At 71.4% G+C, this 22,574-nt stretch carries 19 protein-coding genes and 1 pseudogene; 12 read left to right on the top strand and 8 right to left on the bottom strand.

What is annotated here, in order from left to right:
* Positions 1-501, bottom strand: a complete 501-nt coding sequence (locus ACIRQ7_RS03555) for a MarR family winged helix-turn-helix transcriptional regulator (protein ID WP_404259508.1) — start codon at positions 499-501, stop codon at positions 1-3.
* 356 nt (positions 502-857) lie between these two features.
* Here ACIRQ7_RS03555 and ilvA point away from each other — a divergent pair, with 356 nt between their 5' ends.
* The 3 genes from ilvA (at position 858) to ACIRQ7_RS03540 (ending at position 4,277) form a co-directional block, all read left to right on the top strand.
* Complete coding sequence (gene ilvA / locus ACIRQ7_RS03550) at positions 858-2,021, top strand: threonine ammonia-lyase (RefSeq protein ID WP_404260094.1); 1,164 nt, start codon at positions 858-860, stop codon at positions 2,019-2,021.
* A 298-nt stretch (positions 2,022-2,319) separates the two neighbouring features.
* Positions 2,320-3,411 (top strand): ATP-binding cassette domain-containing protein, encoded by a 1,092-nt coding sequence (locus ACIRQ7_RS03545; RefSeq protein ID WP_404259506.1) that lies wholly within the window; start codon positions 2,320-2,322, stop codon positions 3,409-3,411.
* On the top strand, positions 3,408-4,277 hold the full coding sequence (locus ACIRQ7_RS03540) for an ABC transporter permease (protein WP_404259504.1): 870 nt from the start codon (positions 3,408-3,410) through the stop codon (positions 4,275-4,277). The genes ACIRQ7_RS03545 and ACIRQ7_RS03540 overlap by 4 nt, the downstream gene beginning before the upstream one ends.
* A 153-nt stretch (positions 4,278-4,430) precedes the next feature.
* On the opposite strand, the gene greA is transcribed toward ACIRQ7_RS03540, so the two are convergent.
* Together greA and ACIRQ7_RS03530 are read right to left on the bottom strand one after the other, a co-directional pair.
* Complete coding sequence (gene greA, locus ACIRQ7_RS03535; protein WP_401462354.1) at positions 4,431-4,928, bottom strand: transcription elongation factor GreA; 498 nt, start codon at positions 4,926-4,928, stop codon at positions 4,431-4,433.
* A gap of 217 nt (positions 4,929-5,145) precedes the next feature.
* Entirely contained in the window at positions 5,146-5,556 is a 411-nt protein-coding gene (locus tag ACIRQ7_RS03530; protein ID WP_404259502.1) for a DUF4307 domain-containing protein, read from the bottom strand.
* 130 nt (positions 5,557-5,686) lie between these two features.
* Here ACIRQ7_RS03530 and mca point away from each other — a divergent pair, with 130 nt between their 5' ends.
* The gene (mca, locus tag ACIRQ7_RS03525) at positions 5,687-6,559 is read left to right on the top strand and encodes a mycothiol conjugate amidase Mca (RefSeq protein WP_401462359.1); all 873 of its coding nucleotides are present in this window, start codon (positions 5,687-5,689) and stop codon (positions 6,557-6,559) included.
* 4 nt (positions 6,560-6,563) lie between these two features.
* On the top strand, positions 6,564-6,830 hold the full coding sequence (locus ACIRQ7_RS03520) for a hypothetical protein (RefSeq protein ID WP_404259500.1): 267 nt from the start codon (positions 6,564-6,566) through the stop codon (positions 6,828-6,830).
* A gap of 154 nt (positions 6,831-6,984) precedes the next feature.
* On the opposite strand, the gene ACIRQ7_RS03515 is transcribed toward ACIRQ7_RS03520, so the two are convergent.
* Positions 6,985-10,266, bottom strand: a complete 3,282-nt coding sequence (locus tag ACIRQ7_RS03515) for a tetratricopeptide repeat protein (protein ID WP_404259498.1) — start codon at positions 10,264-10,266, stop codon at positions 6,985-6,987.
* Between the two features lie 210 nt (positions 10,267-10,476).
* On the opposite strand from ACIRQ7_RS03515, the gene ACIRQ7_RS03510 reads away from it, so the two are divergent.
* The 4 genes from ACIRQ7_RS03510 to ACIRQ7_RS03495 all read left to right on the top strand — a co-directional run bounded on the left by ACIRQ7_RS03510 (position 10,477) and on the right by ACIRQ7_RS03495 (position 15,618).
* Positions 10,477-12,576 (top strand): thioredoxin domain-containing protein, encoded by a 2,100-nt coding sequence (locus ACIRQ7_RS03510; RefSeq protein ID WP_404259496.1) that lies wholly within the window; start codon positions 10,477-10,479, stop codon positions 12,574-12,576.
* Positions 12,577-12,688: 112 nt separating this feature from the next.
* Positions 12,689-13,693, top strand: a complete 1,005-nt coding sequence (locus tag ACIRQ7_RS03505; protein ID WP_404259494.1) for a zinc-binding dehydrogenase — start codon at positions 12,689-12,691, stop codon at positions 13,691-13,693.
* 74 nt (positions 13,694-13,767) lie between these two features.
* On the top strand, positions 13,768-15,150 hold the full coding sequence (locus ACIRQ7_RS03500; protein ID WP_404259492.1) for an amidase: 1,383 nt from the start codon (positions 13,768-13,770) through the stop codon (positions 15,148-15,150).
* Between the two features lie 87 nt (positions 15,151-15,237).
* Positions 15,238-15,618: a MerR family transcriptional regulator gene (locus ACIRQ7_RS03495; RefSeq protein WP_404259490.1), complete on the top strand. Its 381-nt coding sequence runs from the start codon at positions 15,238-15,240 to the stop codon at positions 15,616-15,618.
* A 107-nt stretch (positions 15,619-15,725) separates the two neighbouring features.
* Here the strand turns inward: ACIRQ7_RS03495 and ACIRQ7_RS03490 are convergent, their stop codons facing one another.
* Complete coding sequence (locus ACIRQ7_RS03490; protein ID WP_404259488.1) at positions 15,726-16,364, bottom strand: TetR/AcrR family transcriptional regulator; 639 nt, start codon at positions 16,362-16,364, stop codon at positions 15,726-15,728.
* Between the two features lie 562 nt (positions 16,365-16,926).
* Positions 16,927-17,652, bottom strand: coding sequence for a hemolysin III family protein (locus ACIRQ7_RS03485; RefSeq protein WP_404259486.1), 726 nt, complete (start codon positions 17,650-17,652; stop codon positions 16,927-16,929).
* Positions 17,653-17,891: 239 nt separating this feature from the next.
* Between ACIRQ7_RS03485 and ACIRQ7_RS03480 the strand changes: the two genes are divergently transcribed.
* The 3 genes and pseudogenes from ACIRQ7_RS03480 (at position 17,892) to ACIRQ7_RS03470 (ending at position 20,415) form a co-directional block, all read left to right on the top strand.
* A complete protein-coding gene (locus tag ACIRQ7_RS03480; RefSeq protein WP_401462384.1) occupies positions 17,892-19,712 on the top strand; it encodes a phosphoenolpyruvate carboxykinase (GTP) in 1,821 nt (606 codons plus the stop codon).
* 36 nt (positions 19,713-19,748) lie between these two features.
* Positions 19,749-19,850 (top strand): annotated as a pseudogene (locus ACIRQ7_RS03475) (IS5/IS1182 family transposase); the annotation flags it as partial.
* Between the two features lie 139 nt (positions 19,851-19,989).
* The gene (locus ACIRQ7_RS03470) at positions 19,990-20,415 is read left to right on the top strand and encodes a VOC family protein (protein WP_404259484.1); all 426 of its coding nucleotides are present in this window, start codon (positions 19,990-19,992) and stop codon (positions 20,413-20,415) included.
* A 270-nt stretch (positions 20,416-20,685) separates the two neighbouring features.
* Here the strand turns inward: ACIRQ7_RS03470 and ACIRQ7_RS03465 are convergent, their stop codons facing one another.
* Entirely contained in the window at positions 20,686-21,111 is a 426-nt protein-coding gene (locus ACIRQ7_RS03465; protein WP_404259482.1) for a hypothetical protein, read from the bottom strand.
* 137 nt (positions 21,112-21,248) lie between these two features.
* Entirely contained in the window at positions 21,249-22,460 is a 1,212-nt protein-coding gene (locus tag ACIRQ7_RS03460) for a pyridoxal phosphate-dependent aminotransferase (protein ID WP_401462390.1), read from the bottom strand.
* Positions 22,461-22,574: the final 114 nt, after the last annotated feature.

Raw genomic sequence — 22,574 nt, 5'->3', positions numbered from 1 at the left:
TCAGGACGCGGCGCCGCCGGGCGGCAGGGCCGCGGTGATGTCGGCGAGGGAGGTGTTGAAGCGCGTCAGGAGCGTGCAGAACGCGTCGCGCTCCTCCTGGGTCCACTCCTCCGTCACCAGCGCCATCAGCGCACGGCGGGACTCGCGTACCTCTTCCAGGCGGGCGCGGCCGCGCTCGGACAGCTGGAGCACCACCGCCCGGCCGTCCTCGGGGTGCGTGGCGCGGCTGACCAGCCCGGACTCGACGAGCGGGGCGACCTGGCGGGTCACCGTCGAGGAGTCGATGCCCATCCCGCAGGCCAGCGCCTTGACGCCCATCGGCCCTTCCTGGTCCAGGCGGTTGAGCAGCAGGTAGGCGGCGCGGTCCATGGAGTTGCGCGCCTGCCCGACGCCGCCGAGCCGGCTCTGTTCTGCACGGCGGGCGAAGACTGCCACTTGGTGCTGTAGCGCGTCGAGAAGAGCGGGATCGGTGTGGGTCGTCATGTCCGAAGAGGTGGGCATGGCCGGGTGCTCGCTTCATGGGGTGGGTACGGATTGGAGGACAGAGTACGCGGACCCGGCGCGAACCGTACCGGCGCTGCCCGATCCGATAACGCCCTGTAACCCCGTCCGCCGCTCCCACGGGCGCCGAAGAGCCCGGTCGCCCGGCCGGAAAAGCCCCCGCGGGGACGAGCTGCGAGACTGGCGGCATGGCCGATCACACGCCGCGTACACCGCACCGGACCCCCGGAGCCGCGCATTCCACCGACCGTCCGATGACCGGCGAGCCGATTACGGACGGTCCGGTCACCGGCGGCCCGGCCGGCGCGGAACCGGCCGCCGCGCTCACCGTCGAGGACGTGCGCGCGGCGCACAAGATGCTCTCCGGCGTCTCCCGGGCCACCGCGATGGAGGGCAGCCGCTACCTGTCCGGGCTGGTCGGCGCTCCCGTGCACCTCAAGTGCGAGAACCTCCAGCGCACCGGCTCCTTCAAGATCCGGGGCGCCTACGTCCGGATCGCCGGGCTCTCCCCGCAGGAGCGGGCGGCCGGTGTGGTGGCGGCGAGCGCCGGCAACCACGCCCAGGGCGTGGCGCTCGCCGCGTCCCTGCTGGGGGTGCGCTCCACGGTCTTCATGCCGGTCGGCGCGCCGTTGCCGAAGGTCGCGGCGACCCGTGACTACGGCGCCGAGGTGCGGCTGCACGGCCAGGTCGTCGACGAGACGCTGGCGGCCGCCCAGGATTACGCGCGCGAGACCGGCGCGGTCTTCATCCACCCCTTCGACCACCGCGACATCATCGCCGGCCAGGGCACGGTCGGCCTGGAGATCCTCGAACAGTGCCCGGAGGTGCGCACCGTCGTCGTCGGGATCGGCGGCGGAGGGTTCGCCGCGGGCGTGGCGCTGGCGGTCAAATCGCTGCGCCCGGACGTGAAGGTCGTCGGCGTGCAGGCGGCGGGCGCGGCCTGTTACCCGCCGTCACTCGCGGCCGGGCACCCGGTGGCCATCGAGGGGCTGTCGACGATGGCGGACGGCATCAAGGTCGGACGGCCCGGGGATGTGCCGTTCGCGCTCGTCGAGGACCTGGTGGACGAGGTCCGTACGGTCTCCGAGGACGAGCTGTCCAGCGCGCTGCTGCTGTGCCTGGAGCGGGCGAAGCTGGTGGTGGAGCCGGCCGGCGCGAGCCCGGTGGCGGCGCTGCTGTCCGACCCGGGTGCCTTCGAGGGGCCGGTGGTGGCGGTGTTGTCCGGGGGGAACGTCGACCCGCTGCTGATGCAGCGGATCCTGCGGCACGGCATGCGCGCCGCGGGCCGCTACCTCTCGCTGGGGCTGCGGCTGACGGACCGGCCGGGGGCCCTGGCGACGCTGCTGGGGGTGCTGACGAAGGTGGACGCGAACGTCCTCGACGTCGGCCATGTGCGGACGGATCCGCGGCTCGGACTGACCGAGGTCGAGGTGGAGTTGCACCTGGAGACCAAGGGGCCCGAGCACTGCGTCGAAGTGAGCGCGGCGCTGCGGGAGGCCGGGTACTACATCTCGGAGTGAGCCGGTGACGGCGTGAACCGGTGACGCGCGAAGCGGTCGCGTGACCGGTCGCGTGTGCCGGTGGTGGTGTGCGGCGCGGTGGGTACCCCGGGTACCCGCCGCGCCGTACGCATGTGCGGCCGCGAAAACCGCGTCACGTGTATCGCGATGTATCGCGTCTGGAGTAGTATCGCGACGGAGAGTCGCGGAGTGCTGCCGACCTGCGACCCTCCGTGAACAGCAAATGCTCACGGAGCGGGCGTAGTCCGGCAAACGTAATATTCGACCTGGAACTGACCCAAGCCATGGGAGTACCCATATGCCAGGCGCCATTTACGCCGAAGGTCTGGTGAAGACGTTCGGCGACGTCAGGGCACTGGACGGCGTCGATCTCGACGTCCCCGAAGGAACCGTCCTCGGCATGCTCGGCCCCAACGGTGCCGGCAAGACCACCGCCGTACGCGTCCTGACGACCCTCCTCCAGCCAGACAGCGGGAAGGCGGTGGTCGCCGGGATCGACGTCCTCGCGCACCCGGACAAGGTGCGCCGGTCGATCGGTCTCTCCGGCCAATTCGCCGCGGTCGACGAGTACTTGACCGGCCGTGAGAATCTGATGATGGTCGGCCAGCTCTACCAGATGAGGGCCCGGGACGCGAAGATGCGAGCCGTGGAACTGCTGGACCGCTTCCACCTCGGCGACGCCGCCGACCGCATCGCCAAGACCTACTCCGGCGGTATGCGCCGCCGGCTCGACCTCGCCGCCGCACTCGTCGTCAGCCCGCCCGTGATGTTCATGGACGAGCCCACCACCGGCCTGGACCCGCGCAACCGCCAGCAGTTGTGGGACGTCATCCAGGAGCTGGTCGCCGGCGGCACGACCCTGCTGCTCACCACCCAATACCTGGAAGAGGCCGACCGCCTCGCCCACGACATCTGCGTCGTCGACCACGGCAAGGTCATCGCCCGCGGCACCTCCGACCAGCTCAAGGCCCGTACGGGCGGTGAGCGCGTGGAGGTCGTGGTGCACGCCGCCGAGCACATCCCCATCGCCGATGAGGTGCTGCGCGGCTTCGGCAAGGGCGAGGGCACCGTGGAGCCGCACACCCGCAAACTGACCGTCCCGGTGTCCGGCGGCGCCAAACTGCTCGCCGAGGTCATCCGCGAACTCGACACCCGGGGCGTGGAGATCGACGACATCGGACTGCGCCGCCCGACCCTCGACGACGTCTTCCTCTCGCTGACCGGCCACGTCGCCGAGGCCGGGGAGGAGAACGGCGAGGGCACCGAAGCCGGCGGGAACGGCGGCGAGCGCCGCGCGAAGGGCCGCAAGGGCAGAAAGGCCGCCAAGCCGGTCGACGAGGTCGAGGCGGCCGGTTCCGGCACGACGCCCCGGAAAGAAGGCGTGAAGTGACGACGGTGACCGAAGCGGCCCCCCTCCGTACCCCGCAGCCCCGCGGCGGCTTCGGCCGGTCCGTGCGCGACTCCCTCGTCGTCGCCAAACGCAATCTGATCCGGATGGTCCGCATCCCCGAAGTGGTGATCTTCGGGCTGATCCAGCCGATCATGTTCGTGGTGCTGTTCACCTACGTCTTCGGCGGCTCCATCATCATCCCCGGCGCTCCGGTGGGCGACGCCCAGGCCTACCGCGAATTCCTGATGGCCGGCATCTTCGCGCAGACCGTCACCTTCGCCACGGCGGGTGCTGGTGCGGGCATCGCCGACGACATGCACAAGGGACTGATCGACCGCTTCCGGTCACTGCCGATGTCCCGTGGCGCGGTCCTCACCGGCCGCACCCTCGCCGACCTCGTGCAGACCGCCCTGACCCTGGTCGTGCTGGCCGCCGTCGCCCTGCTCATCGGCTGGCGCACCCACGAGAACATGGCCGAGGTGCTGGCCGGCTTCGCCCTGCTGCTCCTGCTCGGCTACGCCTTCTCCTGGATCGGCGCGCTGATCGGCCTCACGGTGCGCACCCCCGAGGCGGCCACCTCGGGCGGCCTGATCTGGCTCTTCCCGCTGACGTTCATCTCCAACGCCTTCGTGCCGGTCAACGGCATGCCCGTGTTCCTGCAGCACGTCGCCGAATGGAACCCGTTCAGCGCGACGGTGCAGGCCGTCCGGCAGCTGTTCGGCAACACCATCGAAGGGATTCCGGCGTCCGTGACCGGCGCCTGGCCGATGGAGCAGCCGGTGCTGGCCTCCGTCCTCTGGTCCGTCCTGATCATCGCCGTCTTCCGGACCCTGGCGGTGCGCAAGTACCGCTCGGCGACGGCCTGACGGACGCCGGCCCGGCGTACGGCCGAGGGACAGGGGGGAGGCCCGGCCCACGCGGGGGTGGTAGTGCCCGCACTCGCCCCGCCCGCACACGCAGAAGCGGCCCGGAGTCTCAAGCCTCCGGGCCGCTTCGTCGTCTGTGTGACGCCTGCGGGCTCAGCCCACGTACGGCTTGGCGTCGAGGATCTTCACCGCCGCCTTCTTGCCGTTGGGGAGCTCGTACTCCGCCTGGGCGCCGACCTTCTTGCCGTTCACACCCTCGCCCAGCGGCGACTGCGGGGAGTAGGTCTCGATGTCCGAGCTCGCGTACTCCCGCGAGGCCAGCAGGAACGCCAGGGTGTCGTCCGGGTCTCCGTCGAACGCGATGGTGACGACCATGCCGGGAGCGACGACTCCGGTGGCGGCGGGGGCCTCGCCGACCTTCGCGGTCTGCAGCAGCTGGGTGAGCTGGCGGACGCGCAGCTCCTGCTTGCCCTGCTCCTCCTTGGCCGCGTGGTACCCGGCGTTCTCCTTCAGGTCACCTTCCTCGCGGGCCGCCGCGATCTTTTCGGTGATCTCGGCGCGTGCGGGACCAGACAGGTGCTCCAGCTCGGCCTTGAGCTGGTCATACGCCTCCTGGGTCAGCCAGGTGACGTTCTCGCTGGTCTGGGTCACAGGTGCTCCTCGTCGGTACTGGGGATAAATCAAACGCCCTACCGGGAAGACATGCGCCTTCACAGGTGGGCGAAACCACGAGCCTAACAATTCCGGCACAAAACGGGGAAGGGGAATTCCACAGTCAACCCACAGGATGCGCATCGTCGCAGGTCAGCGATAGTCCCCGGCGGGCCTGCTGCGCGTCGCCGGCCGCGGGCCGGCACCGCCGTCGCGGTCAGCTGCCGCCGGAGGCCCGGCAGCCGACGAGCACGGCGTTGGTCGCCCGCTTCGTCGTGCGCAGCGTGACCTCGGTGTCCACCTGGCTCGTGCGCTGGTCGATGGTGACGTCCTTGCGGCCGACCTCGGAACCGTCCTCGGCCTGCGAGCGGAGGGTGCACACGCCCTTGTCGTCGGTGCCCTTGACGACCTCGAGATGCACCTTGACGGTGCTGTCGGACACCGCGTCCCAGGCGATCAACCGGCCGCTGAGGTCCTGCCCGGAGATGTACGAGCCGCCGATCCAGGCGATCACGCCGAGCAGCACGACACCGAGCACCGCGCCGGTGATCTTGAGCTTGCGGTCCGCGCGCTGATCCGCGGAGCGGCCGTAGCGTCCGTCCGGGAGCCCTTCACGCACCGCGGCCATGATCATTCCTCCTGGTACGGGGACCCGGAACGGACAACCCCCGGGTGGTCCCCTCCCCGGGAATACGGCGCCCCCTCGTTTCGGTCACTATAGGAGGCATCTTCTCCGGCCTTTCACTGAGGATCGAGTCTTGACTGAGCAGCTGCGATTGATGGCGGTCCACGCCCACCCCGACGACGAGTCGAGCAAGGGTGCGGCCACCATGGCCAAGTACGTGTCCGAGGGGGTGGACGTGCTGGTCGCCACCTGCACAGGCGGTGAGCGAGGCTCCATCCTCAATCCCAAACTCCAAGGAGACCCGTACATCGAGGAGAACATCCACGAGGTACGGAAGAAGGAAATGGACGAGGCCCGGGACATCCTGGGCGTCAAGCAGGAGTGGCTCGGCTTCGTCGACTCCGGGCTGCCCGAGGGCGACCCGCTGCCGCCGCTGCCCGAGGGCTGCTTCGCGCTGCAGGACGTGGAGGCCGCGGCCGAGCCGCTGGTCAAGCTCATCCGGGAGTTCAAGCCGCAGGTCATCACGACCTACGACGAGAACGGCGGCTACCCGCACCCGGACCACATCATGACCCACAAGATCACGATGGTGGCCTTCGAAGCGGCCGGTGACCCGGAGAAGTACCCCGAGGCCGGCGAGCCCTACACGCCCCAGAAGCTCTACTACATCCAGGGCTTCAACCGCCCCCGCACCGTCGCGCTGCACGAGGCGCTGCTGGCCCGCGGCATGAAGTCGCCCTACGGCGACTGGCTGGAGCGCTGGAAGCAGTTCGAGCAGCGCGAGCGCACCCTCACCACCTACGTTCCGTGCGACGACTTCTTCGAGATCCGCGACAAGGCCCTGATCGCGCACGCCACCCAGATCGACCCCGACGGCGGCTGGTTCCGGGTCCCGATGGACCTCCAGCGCGAGGTCTGGCCGACGGAAGAATACGAGCTCGCGAAGTCGCGGGTCGATACTTCCCTCCCCGAGGACGACCTCTTCGCGGGCATCCGCAACAATTGACCCCATGATGAGCGCGACCAGCACCCTCGCCATGACGCACTTCGTCACCCTTGCCGACAGCTTCGACAAGGACAAGGTGACCCCCGGCGTCCTCGGCTTCATCGTCTTCGCGGTCATCGGCGGCGCCGTTTGGCTGCTGATGAAGTCCATGAACAAGCAGATGAAGAAGGTGGACTTCGAGGAGGGGCCCGAGGAGGGCGAGGCGGTCACCACCGCCTCCACCACCCCGAAGGCGGCCACCCCGAAGGCCGCCGAGCCGAAGACCGGCTGACGGCCGGGGACCGGCCATCGGCTGACGGCCACCGGCTCATGGGCCGCCGGCCCCCTGACCCCCAGCGGGCAGCGGGCCGCGCGGCCCGCCCGGCGCTCGTGGACGACATCCCCGGGCGCCACGCCACGGCGGCGCACGCCACCGGGCCGCTGCGTCATTCCGCGGCGGTCGGCGCGACGGCCACCCCCATGACCTCGCGTGCATGGCGGTTCGGCACCATGCCGAGCCGCCAGGCCTGCCACCCCGTTTCCGGCTCCACCCCGCGGTCAAGCAGCAGCGCGAACGTCTCCGCGCAGTCCTCCAGCTTCGCATCGCGCGACGGATGCCTCTCCTGGACGAGCTGCGCCAGCTCCTCCTGCGCCACGGCCGTACCGATCACCGAACCGCCCGGCGAGGCGAACGGCAGCAGGGTGCAGCGCAGGAACCGTGCCCAGTCCTCGCCGCGCCGGTCGCCGTAGCCGGCGAATATGCGCGCCGCCTCGTCGACCAGCTCCAGCGCCTGCGCCGCCCGGCCGTTGCCCGCGTCGATGATCACCAGCTCCAGGCACGACCACGCCTCACCGTGCGGCACCCCGATCCGCTCGAAGTCCTTACGGGCGTCCTGCAACAGCTGCCGGGCGAAACCGCTGTTGCGCAGCGAACCGGTCTGCGCCGCCCGCAGATCACGGGTGACCCGCCCCGAATGATGCCGGGCGCAGGCCAGGCCGTAGCTGTCCTGCATCCTGCTGAACATCGTCCGCGACCGCTCCAACTGGCGCAGTGCGGCATCGTGCTCGCCGCGCTCCTCCAGCGCCTGGCCGAGGTAGTACATCGTCCACGCCTCACCACGGGCGTCCTCGTGCTCGTGGTGCAGCGACAGGGCCTGCCGCAGCTGGTCCGCGGCGGGCGCCGGATCGCCGTCCACCAGCCGGGCCCGCGCCAGCTGGGTCATCGCCCAGGCCTCGCCGCGCTCGTCGTGCGTACGGCCGTAGAGCTCCATCGCGGCCTGCAGGGCCGCCTCGGCCTGCGGCACCTCGCCCATCCGCAGATACACCTGGCCGAGCTGGAAGTGCGCCCACGCCTGGCCGTGCGCGCTCTCGCTCTCCTCATGCAGCCCCAGCGCCTCGTGCAGCAGCGCCAGCGCCTCGGGAATCCGCGCCCGGTCCCGCTCCACGGCCGCCAGGGCGTGCAGCGTCCAGGCCCGGTCGCCGTGCATATCGGCACCGGACTGCATCTCCAGCGCCGCACGCAGCTTGGTCGTGGCCTCGGTCAGATTGCCCTGCTGCTGGAGGGTGATGCCCAGATCGCGCAGCGCGCGGGCGGCGCCCGCCGGATGCTGCGCCTCGATGTAGAGATCGACCACCGATGTCAGGGTCGTCCGCGCCTTGTCCAGCTCGCCGAGCTGCCGGGCCGCGACACCCGTACGCCATTGCACCGACCGGACCAGCAGCCCCTGGCCGACGGCCCGGGTCAGCTCGCTCAGCTCGCCGAGGCGGTAGAGGTCGCCGCGCAGCAGGCAGTAATCGCACAGCGCGCCCAGCAGATGGGAGACCGCGGCCTGGTCCACGTCCTGGTCGGCGTGGCGCAGCGCGGCCGTGATGAAGCTGGTCTCGTCGTCGAGCCATTGCAGGGCGGCGTCCAGCGAGGTGAAGCCGTGCGAACCGAAGCGGTCGGCCCGGGTCGACGTACGGCCGTCGACGAGGCGGATGACCGAGTCGGCCAGCTCCGCATAGCCGCGGATCAGCCGCTCCTGGGCGGCGCTGCGCTCCTCCGGATCCTCCTCGTCGACCAGCCTGGCGTGCGCGAAGGTGTGGATCAGGGCGTGCAGGCGGTAGCGCTCACCGCGCACCAGCTCGATCAGGCCGGCCTTCGCCAGCTCCGTCAACTGCCGCTCCGCCTCCGCGTTGTCCACCCCCAGCAGGGCCGCCGCTGCCGCGGCCCCCAGGCTCGCGCGGCCGACCAGGGCCAGCCGGCGCAGCAGCCGCCGGGCCGTCTCCGGCTGGTCGTCGTAGCGCAGCCACAGGGCGCGGTCCACCGGCGCCACCGGGCCGACGGCTGCCAGATCCGAGGCCAGCGCGGCGGGGGAGCGCGTCGCGAGGGAGGTGCCCGCCACCCGCAGCGCCAGCGGCAGGCCGGCGCACAGCCCGGAGATCTCGTCGATGGCCCGCGCGTCATACGGAGCCGATTCGCCCGCCGCATCCTGTGCCCCGGCCGCCGAGCGGAGCAACTCCTCGGTGCCTGCCGCGTCCAGCGGCCCCACGGGGAGCTGATGCACCCACGCCTGGAGGTCCGCCGGCAGCTCCATCGGCTCGCGGCAGGTGACCAGCACCAGGCTGTCGGAACGGTCCGGCACCAGGCTCCGCACCTGCTCCGGATCCGAGGCGTCATCCAGCAGGACCGTCACCGGAAGGCCCTTCAAATGCTGGTGATAGAGATCGGTCAGCCGCTTGACGTGCTGGTCCTGGGAGGGGCGCTCACGGAACAGCAGCTGCTCGCGCGGCGCGCCCAGGCGGTTGAGCAGATGCAGCAGCGCGTCCCGGGTCGGCAGCGGGGCCTCGCCCGGGGTGCTGCCGCGCAGATCGACGACGCAGGCGCCCCGGAACTGATCGCGCAGCTGATGCGTCGCCCGCACCGCCAGCGCCGTACGGCCCGAGCCCGGCTCGCCGTGCAGCACCACCACCGTCGGCTTGGTCTCGGTGCTCGCACGCGCCGCGTGCACCCACTGTGCGATCTGCGTCAGCTCCGTCCGGCGCCCCGCGAACGGGCTTCCCGAACGCGGCAGTTGCGAGAAGGACTGCTCCAGTACGGAACGCTGCCGGGCCGCCTGGCTGCGGTCCGCGCCACGCAGCTGCGGCACCACCCGGGTGGTCTTCGCGGCCACCGGATCGGAGGGGGTCCCGCTGCCGCGGGTCGCCGCCGTCAGCATCCGCTGCTGATCCAGGAACGGCCGCACTCCCCGCACCTCAAGGGCCGTCAGCCACTGGAGCCGCAGCTGCTCGGGGCCGCCCGGCTGCCCCCGCATCCCGGCCTGCTGGTGCGCCGCCGGCCAGTGGCCCGCCGTCAGCTTCAGGACCGTGGCCGCGGCGCCCGCGACCACCACCGCGGCCCCCACGCCCAGCGCGGGGCCCGCGCCCATGCCGTACACCAGGTCCGTGGCGAAGGCCGCTGCCGCCGCCACCGCCGTCGCGACCGCGGGGGTCCCCCACTCCTTGCGCGACAGCCTCGCGGACAGCGGGCGCTCACCTGCCGCGGCCTCGTCCAGCGCCCGGACATACGCGGAGTACTCCTCGGACGCGGCGCCCGCCAGCTCCTCCAGCGCCTCCCGCGCCCTGCCGAGCAGCGTGGCCTGGTCCAGCCGGCCGCCCGCACGACGCACCTCCTCCTCCACGGCTCGCGCCAACAGGCCTTCCGCTTCAGCCCGATGGCCGTCACGCAACACAGCCAGTGAGCCCGGCATGAGGTTCCCCCTCCAGCAGTTCCGGCAGTTCCGGCGGTTCCAGCAGTCTCCGGTGGTCCCGGCAGCGCTCGGCGGATATCCGCCGGCTCCCGATCCGGCGATGATCGCCGCCGTACGCACAGTGTTCCGCGTCCGCGTGAATTCCGGCAGGCCTGTGGATAACTCCCTCCGCTCCCGACTCCCGGACCCCCGTTGGGAGAGGATGGGCCCATGCCGAACCGCCTGGCCCATGAGACTTCCCCGTATCTGCTCCAGCACGCCGACAACCCGGTCGATTGGTGGCCGTGGTCCACCGAAGCGTTCGAGGAGGCGAGGCGGCGCGGTGTGCCGGTGCTGCTCAGCGTCGGCTACAGCTCATGCCACTGGTGCCATGTCATGGCCCACGAGAGCTTCGAGGACCCGGCGACCGCGGCCCTGCTCAACGACCACTTCGTCTCCGTGAAGGTGGACCGCGAGGAGCGCCCGGACGTCGACGCCGTCTACATGGAGGCCGTCCAGGCCGCCACCGGCCAGGGCGGCTGGCCGATGACCGTCTTCCTCACGCCCGACGCCGAACCTTTCTACTTCGGCACCTACTTCCCGCCCGAGCCGCGCCATGGCATGCCGTCCTTCGCGCAGGTCCTGGAGGGCGTACGCGGCGCCTGGACGGACCGCCGCGACGAGGTCGGCGAGGTCGCCGGACGGATCGTCGCCGACCTGGCGGGACGCTCCCTCACCGACTCGCTGCCCGCCGCCGACCGTCGGCCGCCGCGCCCCGAGGAGCTGCACGCCGCCCTGATGGGCCTGACCCGGGAATTCGACGCGGTGCGCGGCGGATTCGGCGGCGCGCCCAAGTTCCCGCAGTCCATGGCGCTGGAGTTCCTGCTCCGCCACCACGCGCGCACCGGCTCCGAAGCGGCCCTGGACATGGTCAGGGCGACCTGTGCGGCGATGGCCCGCGGCGGGATCTACGACCAGCTCGGCGGCGGTTTCGCGCGCTACGCGGTGGACGCGACGTGGACCGTGCCGCACTTCGAGAAGATGCTCTACGACAACGCCCTGCTGTGCCGGACCTACGCGCACCTCTGGCGCGCCACCGGCTCCGATCTGGCCCGCCGGGTCGCCGTCGAGACCGCCGACTTCATGGTCCGCGAGCTGCGCACCGACCAGGGCGGTTTCGCCTCCGCGCTCGACGCGGACAGCGACGACGGCACGGGCAGCGGCCGGCACGTCGAGGGCGCCTACTACGTCTGGACGCCGGAGCAGCTGCGCGAGGTGCTCGGCGACAAGGACGCGGAGTTCGCCGCGCATCACTTCGGCGTCACCCAGGAGGGCACCTTCGAGGAGGGCGCCTCGGTCCTCCAGCTTCCCGGCACCGGTATCGGCACGGGCACCGGTGAGGGCCCCGACCCCGACACCGATCCCGACACCGACGGGGTGGACGACGCCGAGCGGGTGGCGTCCGTCAAGCAGCGGCTGCTGGCGGCGCGTGAGGAGCGGCCCCGCCCCGGCCGCGACGACAAGATCGTCGCGTCCTGGAACGGCCTGGCCATCGCCGCGCTCGCCGAGACCGGCGCCTACTTCGGCCGCCCGGACCTGATCCAGGCCGCCACCGACGCCGCCGACCTGCTCGTCCGCGTCCACATGGACTGGCAGGGCCGGCTGCACCGCACCTCCCGGGACGGCACCCCGGGCGCCAACTCCGGTGTCCTGGACGACTACGCGAACGCCGCCGAGGGCCTCCTGACTCTGGCCTCGGTCACCGGGGAGGGCGTCTGGGTGGAGTTCGCCGGCTTCTTCCTGGACACCGTGCTGGTGCAGTTCACCGCCGAGGACGGCACGCTCTACGACACCGCGGGCGACGCCGAGGCGCTGATCCGCCGCCCCCAGGACCCGACCGACAACGCCACGCCCTCCGGGTGGACGGCGGCGGCCGGCGCCCTGCTGACATATGCCGCGCTGACCGGCAGCGACCTCCACCGGGGCGCGGCCGAAAGCGCCCTAGGCGTCGTCACGGCGCTCGGCGGCAAGGCACCGCGCTTCATCGGATGGGGACTGGCGGTCGCCGAGGCCGCACTGGACGGGCCCCGCGAGGTGGCGGTCGTCGGCTCGCAGGACGATCCCGCGACCCTTGCCCTGCACCGCGCCGCGCTGCTCGGCACCTCCCCCGGGGCGGCCGTCGCGCTCGGCGCACCGGGCTCCGACGAGGTGCCGCTGCTGGCGGACCGCCCGTTGGTCGACGGCCGCCCGGCCGCGTACGTCTGCCGCCGCTTCACCTGCGAACGGCCGACGACGGACCCGGAGGAGCTGGCGGAGCGGCTGCGGGCGTGAGCCCCCGCGGGGGGAACGCGTCCCTCCGCGGCCGCTGCGGCCGCCCGCCGCAAGTCTTGGGACCAGCGACCGTATTGACCTTGACGTGCGCGTCAAGTTCTAGCCTCGCGGCATGACGAACCGCACTCACCGCGAAGTACGCCTGGCCGCCCGCCCCCGGGGGCCGGTCGCCGATGACCTCTTCGAGATCGTCGAGGTGCCGGTCCCCGAACCGGCGGCCGGTCAGGTGCTCGTACGCACCACCCACATGGGTGTCGCCGCCGTGATGCGCACCCTGATGGACGAGACCAGCGTGGTGCCGATGCCGCCCTACGAGGTCGGCGCGCCGCTGCACGGAGCGGCCGTCGGCGAGGTCGTCGCCGCGCCCGGCACCGACCTCCACCCCGGTGACCTGGTGGAACACCGCCTCGGCTGGCGCGAGTACGCGCTGCTCGACGCCGCCGACGTACACCGCCTCGACCCCGCTCTGCTGCCCGACCCGGCCGCCCACCTCTCGCAGGGACCCACCGCCCTGATGGGCATCGCCCGCGGTGCCGAAGTGCGCCCCGGGGACACGGTGTTCGTCACCGGGGCGGCCGGTGGCGTCGGCTCCCTGGCGGGTCAGATCGCCCGGCAGTACGGCGCGACCCGCGTCATCGGCAGCACCGGCTCGCAGCAGAAGGCCGACCGGCTCATCGCGGAATTCGGCTACGACGCCGCGGTCATCCGCGGCGCGGGCCCCATCGAGGAGCAGCTGCGCAAGGCCGCCCCGGAGGGCATCGACGCGCTCTTCGACAACGTGGGCGGCGAGCAGCTGCAGGCGGCCCTCGCCGTCGCCAACCGGGGCGCCCGCCTGGCGATCGTCGGGGCACTGTCCAGCCAGCTCTCCGACGACGCCCCGGCCACCACCGCGATCGACACGCTCGCGCTGCTCGCCCGCGGCATCACGCTGCGCGGTGTCGCGCTGTTCGACCACCTCGACCTCATCCCGGAGTGGAACCAGCGGTTCGCCGCCGGTCTGCGCGACGGCTCCCTCACCTTCCCGCACGCCCGCCTGCAGGGCATCGAGCAGGCACCGCGCGCACTGCGCGAGCTGACCGAGGGGCGCCATATGGGCGCCGTGATCGTCGAGTTGTGAGCGCCGGGGCCCAGCGGCGGGCGCGGTGGGCGGAGCGCCTCCGTCCCGCCGGTCGCCGGTTGTAGCCTGCGGGAATGGAGACCTTGCCCGGCTGCCGGCCCCTCGTCCCGGAGGCCGCGGCGCTGCGGTCCGGCACCGACGACCCGGCCGCCGCGGCGTCCCGTACCTGCGACCGCATCGACGCCGTCGATCCGCATGTACGGGCCTTCGTGCCCGAGCCGGACCGGCGCGCACGGCTCCTGGGGGCGGCGCGGGAGCTGATGGCGGCCGGTCCGTCGGACCCGGCGCGCCGCCCCGCCCTGTACGGCGTCCCGGTCGGCATCAAGGACATCGTGCATGTCGAGGGGCTGCCCACCCGCGCGGGATCCACGCTGCCGCCCGAGGTGCTGGGCGGCGCACAGGCCACCGTCGTGGACCGGCTGTGCGCCGCCGGAGCGCTGATCGCGGGCAAGACCGTGACGGCGGAGTTCGCCGTCACGGCGCCGGGCCCCACCCGCAATCCGCACAACGTGGCGCACACCCCCGGCGGTTCCAGCAGCGGCTCGGCCGCGGCGGTCGCCGCCGGGATGGTGCCGCTGGCCATCGGGACACAGACCGTCGGCTCGATGATCCGCCCCGCCGCGTACTGCGGTGTGGTCGGATTCAAGCCGGGATACGGCCGGATCCCGGTCGACGGAGTGATCCCCAACGCCATCGGCTTCGACACTCTCGGCTGCTACGCCACGGATGTCGCGGGCGTCGCGCTCGCCGCGTCCGTGCTGTGCGACGGATGGCGTCCCGAGGTCGCGGACGCGGATACGCACGTGGGTGCGCACGTGGATGCGGATACGGAAGTCGGTACGGGCCTGCGTGCGGCGGGACCGGCCCGGCGCCCCGTCCTCGGCGTGCCGGTCGGCCCGTATCTGGAGCGGGCCGACGACGAGGCCCTGCACGCCTTCCGGGAGCAGCGGGAACGACTGGGCGCGGCCGGCTACACGGTGCGCGAGGTGCCGGTGATGGCCGACTTCGAGCAGATCGTCGCGCAGCTCTTCACGATGAACCGCTACGAGGTGGCGCGGGCCCACGCCGACTGGTTCGCGCGCTTCGGCGACCGCTACCGGGACGAGACCGTGGCCGCCATCCGGCAGGGTCACTCGATCGGGGACGCCGACTACGAGGCGGCCCGGGTCCGGCGCGCCGCGTTCCGCGAACGCCTCGCCGCCGACGGGAAGGACGCCGGTATCGACGTGTGGATCGCCCCGTCGGCCACCGGCCCCGCGCCCGCGGACCTCACCCGCACCGGATCGTCGGTGATGTGCCTGCCGTGGAGCAACGCCGGACTGCCCTCGGTCAGCCTTCCCGCAGGACGCTCGGCGGGCGGGCTGCCGCTGGGACTCCAGCTCGTCGGACCCTCCGGCGCGGACGAAGAGCTGCTGCGGGCAGCGTCCGGCATCGAGCGTGCACTGAACGGGAGTTGACCGGCTCCGATCGGGAGCCGGTTCCGGAGCCGGCCGGGAAACCGGGCGGCCGTACCGGGGCGCGGAACGGAAAGGAGCCGAGGGCGGATGCGTATCGGAGACGCGGCGACGGCCGCCGGGATGACGCCCAGGGCGTTGCGCTACTACGAGCAGCAGGGTCTGGTGACCGCCCGCCGGACGCCGTCGGGCCACCGGGTGTACGACGCGGAGGACGTCCGGCGGCTGCGCGCCGTACGCGAACTGCGGGACGCGGGGCTGACCGTCGGCGACGTCCGGGAGTTCGCGCATCTGCTGCGCACCATGCCCGCCAACGGGGTGCCGGACCTGATCCCCACCGGACGGGAAGCGGGCCCCTGTTCGGCCGTGGAAACCGTGGCCCGGCGGCGGCTCGCCGACCTGGACGCCCGTATCGAGCAACTGTCGCTCCTACGGGCGCGGCTCGCGGCACGACTGGGCGAGCCGGCCTGACCTGAAGAACGGGCGGGACGGGAGAACCGGCGGGACCGGGAGATCTGCCGTCCTGGTCGGGCGTGGCGAAGGGTCGGCGAAAGGGGCGCGGCCCGGACGCCTCGCTCTCAGAGGGTGAGGCCGCGGTTCAGGACATCCATCGTCCGGTTGATCAGGGCCTCCAGATCGGCGCCCTGCCCTTCGTCCTCGACCCAGCGCATCATGGCCTCCTGGAGAGCGGCCAGGACCGCCGCGCTGATGACCCGCACTTCCAGGTCGTCGACCGTCCGGCCCGCGCGCTCGGCCAGGACGGCGGAGATCATCGCCGCGTCCCGCGCGGTGTTCTCCGCCGTACGGCCCCGGATGGCAGGCACTTCCCGCACCAGCCGCATGCGCTGGAAGAGTTCCGTACGGTCCTCGGACGTGATTTTGCGCAGCGATTCGACGGTGACCTGCCGCAGCGATTCGACCATCGGCTCACCGGCGGGCCGGGCGCGGATACCGGCCTCCAGCACCGCGTCGTACTCGTCCGTGAGCACGATGTCTTCCTTGGTGGGGAAGTAGCGGAACGCCGTGCTCGGTGAGACGTCGGCGGCCTCGGCGATCCGGTCGACGGGCGTCGCGTCGTACCCCTGCTCCTCGAAGAGCCGGTGAGCGGCACGGCGGATCGCCTGCCGGGTCTGGATCTTCTTCCGCTCCCGCAGCCCGGCCTTCGGCGTCCCGTGCGGCGTGGTGGCGGAGGTGTGTGCAGAGACCATGAACGTCATTGTCGGGTATCGCGCGTGGCCGGAGCGACGCCCGTGGTCCCCGGGAGAGGCCCCGGCGGCCGTGCCTGTCTGCGGGAGGGAGCGGGGGCGGGGAGGCCTCGGCCGCGCGGACACCGGACGGCTTCCGGTCCCCGCCTTGTCGCCTCCACCCGTCCCGCGACGTTCTGACGGCAGCTCTCAAAAGACTCCACGTGCCACTTCCCGCGAAACGCTGACTGTCAGTGGTGCGTGTCACGCTGTGGAGTGCCGGTGATGACGCATGGTGACCGATGGGGGGTGAGGTGGGATGCGACCTGCGAGGCGGCTGAGGGCGGTGCTCGGTGCGGTGCTCGGCGCGGGCGGCTTCCGGGCCGGCCGCGGCGTGCTGATTCCGGCCGTGGCCCGGCTGGTCGCCATGGCGCGAACCCTCGCTGCGTGGCGGGTGGTTGGCGCGCAGCCGGCCCCGGAACGGCGAATGGCCCCGGAACGGCGAATGGCCCCGGAACGGCCAATGGCCGCGGCCTCGGGGCCGCGGCCACCGGGGCGCGCGAGATCGGGTGTGCCGGCCGAGGGCCGGGCCGCCTCAGGTGTGCGAATACGCGACCAGTGAGATGCCGACGTAGTGCACGATGAACGCCGCCAGGGTCAGTGAGTGGAAGACCTCGTGGAAGCCGAACCACCGGGGTGAGGGGTTGGGGCGCTTGATCCCGTAGATCACGCCGCCGGCGCTGTAGAGCAGTCCGCCGACGATGACCAGCACCAGCACGGCGACGCCGCCCGTGCGCAGGAAATCGGGGAGGAAGAAGACGGCGGCCCAGCCCATGGCGATGTAGCAGGGGGTGTAGAGCCAGCGGGGGGCGCCGACCCAGAAGACGCGGAAGGCGATACCGGCCAGCGCGGCGGCCCAGATCGCCCACAGCAGTGCCTCGCCGCGGGAGCCGGGCATCAGCAGCATCGTCAGCGGCGTGTAGGTGCCCGCGATGATCAGGAAGATGTTCGCGTGGTCCAGGCGGCGCAGGATGCCGTCGGCCCGCGGGCTCCAGTTGCCCCGGTGGTAGAGCGCGCTGACCCCGAAGAGCAGGCAGGCGGTGAGGGTGAAGATCCCGCAGGCCACGCGGCCGCGAGGGCTGTCGGCGAGTGAGGTGAGGACAACGCCGGCGACCAGTGCGGCGGGGAACATCCCCGCATGCAGCCACCCACGCAGCTTCGGCTTGAGGGGTGCGGTCGCCGCGGCGACCGCGGAGACCGCTCCCGCTGAGGGAGGCGCGGGGGAGGTGTGGCTCTCAGTGGCGTCGCGCGCGGAAGTCATGACGCAATGCTACCTACGCCACCGTAAGTTACGGATTCGTCCGGAAGTGGTGACGGTCACGAAGGCGCCCTCTGGACAGAACTCTGTCGGGGTCGGATGATCAAATGAGTGCGGTCGGCACCGGATGAGCGGTCACGAAGCATCCGGGTCGCGGCCCCCAAGGGGCAGACATCCAAACAAGCGGATTTTTCCTGACGAACCGGACAGGAATCCGTCCACACCCTCATCTAGGAGCGATCGTGGCGCGCGACAACGCGGCTCCCACCCTTCCGACCCGTCACCAGGACCTCATCTCCTGGGTCGATGAGATCGCAGCGATCACCCAGCCCGACCGGGTCGTCTGGTGTGACGGCTCGGAGGCGGAGTACGAGCGGCTGTGTGAGGAGCTCGTCGACAAGGGCACGTTCAAGAAGCTCGACCCGATCAAGCGACCCAACTCGTACTACGCCGCTTCGGACCCCTCGGACGTCGCGCGCGTCGAAGACCGCACCTTCATCTGCTCGGAGAAGGAAGAGGACGCCGGACCGACCAACCACTGGAAGGCTCCCGCCGAGATGCGGGAGATCTTCGCCGGCGAGAAGGGTGTCTTCCGCGGCTCGATGCGCGGCCGGACGATGTACGTCGTCCCGTTCTGTATGGGGCCGCTCGGCTCCGACCTCTCCGCCATCGGCGTGGAGATCACCGACTCGGCATACGTCGCCGTCTCGATGCGCACCATGACCCGCATGGGACAGCCGGTGCTCGACGAGCTCGGCGAGGACGGTTTCTTCGTCAAGGCCGTGCACACCCTCGGCGCCCCGCTGGCCGAGGGTGAGGCCGACGTGCCGTGGCCGTGCAACACCACCAAGTACATCTCGCACTTCCCCGAGGCCCGCGAGATCTGGTCCTTCGGCTCCGGCTACGGCGGCAACGCCCTGCTCGGCAAGAAGTGCTACGCGCTGCGCATCGCCTCCGTCATGGCGCGCGACGAGGGCTGGCTCGCCGAGCACATGCTGATCCTCAAACTGACGCCGCCGCAGGGCGAGTCGAAGTACGTCGCCGCCGCTTTCCCCAGCGCCTGCGGCAAGACCAACCTCGCGATGCTGGAGCCCACGATCTCCGGCTGGACCGTCGAGACCATCGGCGACGACATCGCCTGGATGCGCTTCGGTGCGGACGGCCGCCTCTACGCGATCAACCCCGAGGCGGGCTTCTTCGGCGTCGCGCCGGGCACCGGCGAGCACACCAACGCCAACGCCATGAAGACCATGTGGGGCAACTCCGTCTTCACCAACGTCGCCCTGACGGATGACGGCGATGTGTGGTGGGAGGGCATGACCGAGGAGAAGCCCGCCCACCTGACCGACTGGAAGGGCAACGACTGGACGCCGGAGTCCGGGACCCCGGCGGCGCACCCCAACGCCCGCTTCACCGTCCCGGCCGGCCAGTGCCCGATCATCGCGCCCGAGTGGGAGGACCCCAAGGGCGTGCCGATCTCGGCGATCCTCTTCGGCGGCCGCCGCGCCAGCGCCGTACCGCTCGTCACCGAGTCGCTGACCTGGCAGCACGGCGTCTTCCTCGGCGCCAACGTCGCCAGCGAGAAGACCGCGGCGGCCGAGGGCAAGGTCGGCGAGCTGCGCCGCGACCCGTTCGCCATGCTGCCGTTCTGCGGGTACAACATGGGCGACTACATGGGCCATTGGGTGAAGGTCGGGGCCGACAAGGACCAGTCCAAGCTGCCGAAGATCTACTACGTCAACTGGTTCCGCAAGGACGACAAGGGCCGCTTCGTGTGGCCGGGCTTCGGCGAGAACGGCCGGGTGCTCAAGTGGATCGTCGAGCGGCTGGACGGCAAGGCGGAGGGCGTCGAGACCCCCATCGGCGTGCTGCCGGCCAAGGGCTCGCTCGACACCGACGGCCTGGACCTGTCCGATGCCGACCTGGACTTCCTGCTCACCGTCGACAAGGACGTGTGGCGCGAGGAGGCCGCGCTGATCCCCGAGCACCTCAACACCTTCGGTGACCACACGCCGAAGGAGCTGTGGGACGAGTACCGCGCGCTGGTGCAGCGCCTGGGCTAGAGCGCTCTCGTGTGAGGGCCGGTCGGTTGACCGGATGTGCCTGTCCGGTCAGTGATCACTGATGCGCTGCGGGACCGGATCGAGCCGTGGACAGCGGCCGATCCGGTCCGTGGGCAGCGCCGGGCCGACCGCCGCCGCAGGGATGAGCCCCCGCCGGAGGCTTGAGCCCCCGCGTGCCCACCGCCGGAGACATGAGCGCCCCGCGTGCCGTACCCCGCCCGCGCCACGGCTTGCGTGCCTGCCTCTCTCCGGACTCCCCTCGCGGCACAGTGGGGCCATGAGCGCAGATGACAGGAATCCTCTGACCCGGGCACGCGTAGCGACCAGGCTTCCCGCGCAGGACTTGGACCGGGGGCGGCGTTTCTACTCCGCGCAGCTCGGTCTGGAACCCGTCGACGAACGGCCCGGTGGGTTGCTCTACCGGTGCGGCGGCGTGGACTTCGTGCTGTTCCAGTCGACGGGGGCCTCGCCGGGCACGTTCACCCAGATGGCGTGGGAAGTCGACGACATCGAGGCGGTCGTGGCCGAACTCGGGCGGCGCGGCGTGGTGTTCGAGGAGGTCGACGTGCCCGGGTTCCGCACGCGGGACGGGATCGCCGAGGTCGACGGGAACTACCCCAGCAAGGGTGCCCGGGGTGAACGCGGTGCCTGGTTCCGTGACAGCGAGGGCAATCTGCTGGGCATCGGCGAGCTGGTCGTCTGAGCGGAGCGCCCGGCCTGCGTGCCCCGCGATCAGGCCCAAAAACCGGGTGCGGGGCGGCAACGGGAGTGGTGTCGCCTCTCCCGATCGGACCCTCAACGCAGCCCCGGGGCCCCGCACTTGGTGCGGGGCCCCGGGTTGTTCGGTGTCAGGGCGTCATGGGTGACGCGGCTCCCGTTACGCCGTCATCCCCTCACGCCGTCAGCCACTCGCGTCGTCGTGCCCCCAGCCGTCATGCGCCCGTGCCGTCGTGCGCTCAATGCCGTCGCGTGCTCACGCCGTGGCGAGGTCGCGGGTGGCCGTGGTGTGGGCCTCCATGCGCTCGGACGCCAGCGCCATCGCCGCGGTGTCGTCACGCGAGGTGGCGACCGCGAGGGCGTTGCCCGCGAGGGTGTGGGCGCGCTGCTGGAGGGCGGGCAGCCGGGACGGGTCGCCGCCGGTGGGCTCCGCCCGCAGCGGGAAGTGGCCGCCGTTCAGCCGGGCGACCTGCTCCGCGATCCGGTCGGCCGCGGAGGCCAGCGCGGCGGCATCCCCCGCGCCGGCGCGGGGCGCCAGTGCGTGCAGTTCGTCGGTGACGGTGAGCAGCGCGGTGAGATGGCCGGCGAGCCGGATGTCCAGCTCCTCCTCGCGGGAGCGGTGCGGGACCTCCGGGGCGACGGCCATGCTGTGGACCGACTTGGTGCGGATCGGTTCGTACATGGGGCGGCCTCCTGGAAACGCTGAGTGGCTATGCCGATCACGGCAACGCGGAAAACGGCAACGCCGAAAACGTCTAGGAGACCATCGTAGCTTAGACTCTGTCTAAAGTTGTGACTCGTACAGAAAATGGCTCCGGATCAGTACTGTCCGTAACCATCGAGGAAAGAGCCGATTCGGGTGACGGCGTCCGTCAGGTCGTCCTTGTTGGGAAGTGTGACCAGCCGGAAGTGATCAGGCTCCGGCCAGTTGAAGCCGGTGCCGTGCACGATCATGATCTTCTCGGTGCGGAGCAGGTCCAGCACCATCTGCCGGTCGTCCTTGACCTTGTAGACCTTGGGGTCCAGCCGCGGGAAGGCGTACAGCGCGCCCTTCGGCTTGACGCAGCTGACGCCGGGGATCTGCGTCAGCAGCTCGTACGCCGTATCGCGCTGCTCCAGCAGCCGCCCGCCCGGCAGCACCAGATCGTTGATCGACTGCCGGCCGCCGAGGGCCGTCGCGACGGCGTGCTGGGCCGGCATGTTGGCGCACAGCCGCATGTTCGCGAGGATCGTCAGCCCCTCGATGTACGAGGTGGCGTGCGCCTTCGGGCCGCAGACCGCCAGCCAGCCGCTGCGGTAGCCGGCGACGCGGTACGACTTCGAGAGGCCGTTGAAGGTCAGCGTCAGCAGGTCTGGGGCGAGCGAGGCGAACGGGGTGTGGGTGACGCCGTCGTAGAGGATCTTGTCGTAGATCTCGTCGGCGCAGACCATCAGGTTGTGCCGGCGGGCGATCTCCGCGAGGCCGCGCAGCAGCTCGTCGTCGTATACGGCACCCGTGGGGTTGTTGGGGTTGATGACGACGATGGCCTTGGTGCGGTCGGTGACCTTGCGCTCGATGTCCGCGAGGTCCGGCATCCAGTCCGCCTGCTCGTCGCAGCGGTAGTGCACGGCCGTACCGCCGGAGAGCGAGACCGACGCCGTCCACAGCGGATAGTCGGGGGCGGGGACGAGCACCTCGTCGCCGTCGTCCAGCAGCGCCTGCATCGACATCTGGATCAGCTCGGAGACGCCGTTGCCGAGGTAGATGTCGTCGACGGACAGGTCGATGCCCTGGGTCTGGTAGTGCTGCATCACCGCGCGGCGGGCCGACAGCAGGCCCTTCGCGTCGCCGTAGCCGTGGGCCGTGCCGACCGAGCGGAGGATGTCCTCCAATATCTCGGGCGGGCACTCGAAGCCGAAGGCTGCCGGATTGCCGGTGTTGAGCTTGAGGATGCGGTGACCCGCCGCCTCCAGTCGCATGGCCTCCTCTAGCACCGGGCCACGGATTTCGTAGCAGACATTGGCGAGCTTCGTTGACTGGATCACCTGCATGTCCGCCACTTTACGGCCGGGTATCGGGACCCGCCCGGTGTTTTTCCCCACCTTGGTCAGCCGAAGGTGTGTGGTGCGTCACGGAGGGTGAGGGAGGGTGCGGGCCGCGAGGAC

Source organism: Streptomyces sp. NPDC101393 (assembly GCF_044767385.1).
Lineage (GTDB): Bacteria > Actinomycetota > Actinomycetes > Streptomycetales > Streptomycetaceae > Streptomyces.
This window is presented reverse-complemented; position numbering and strand designations above follow the sequence as displayed.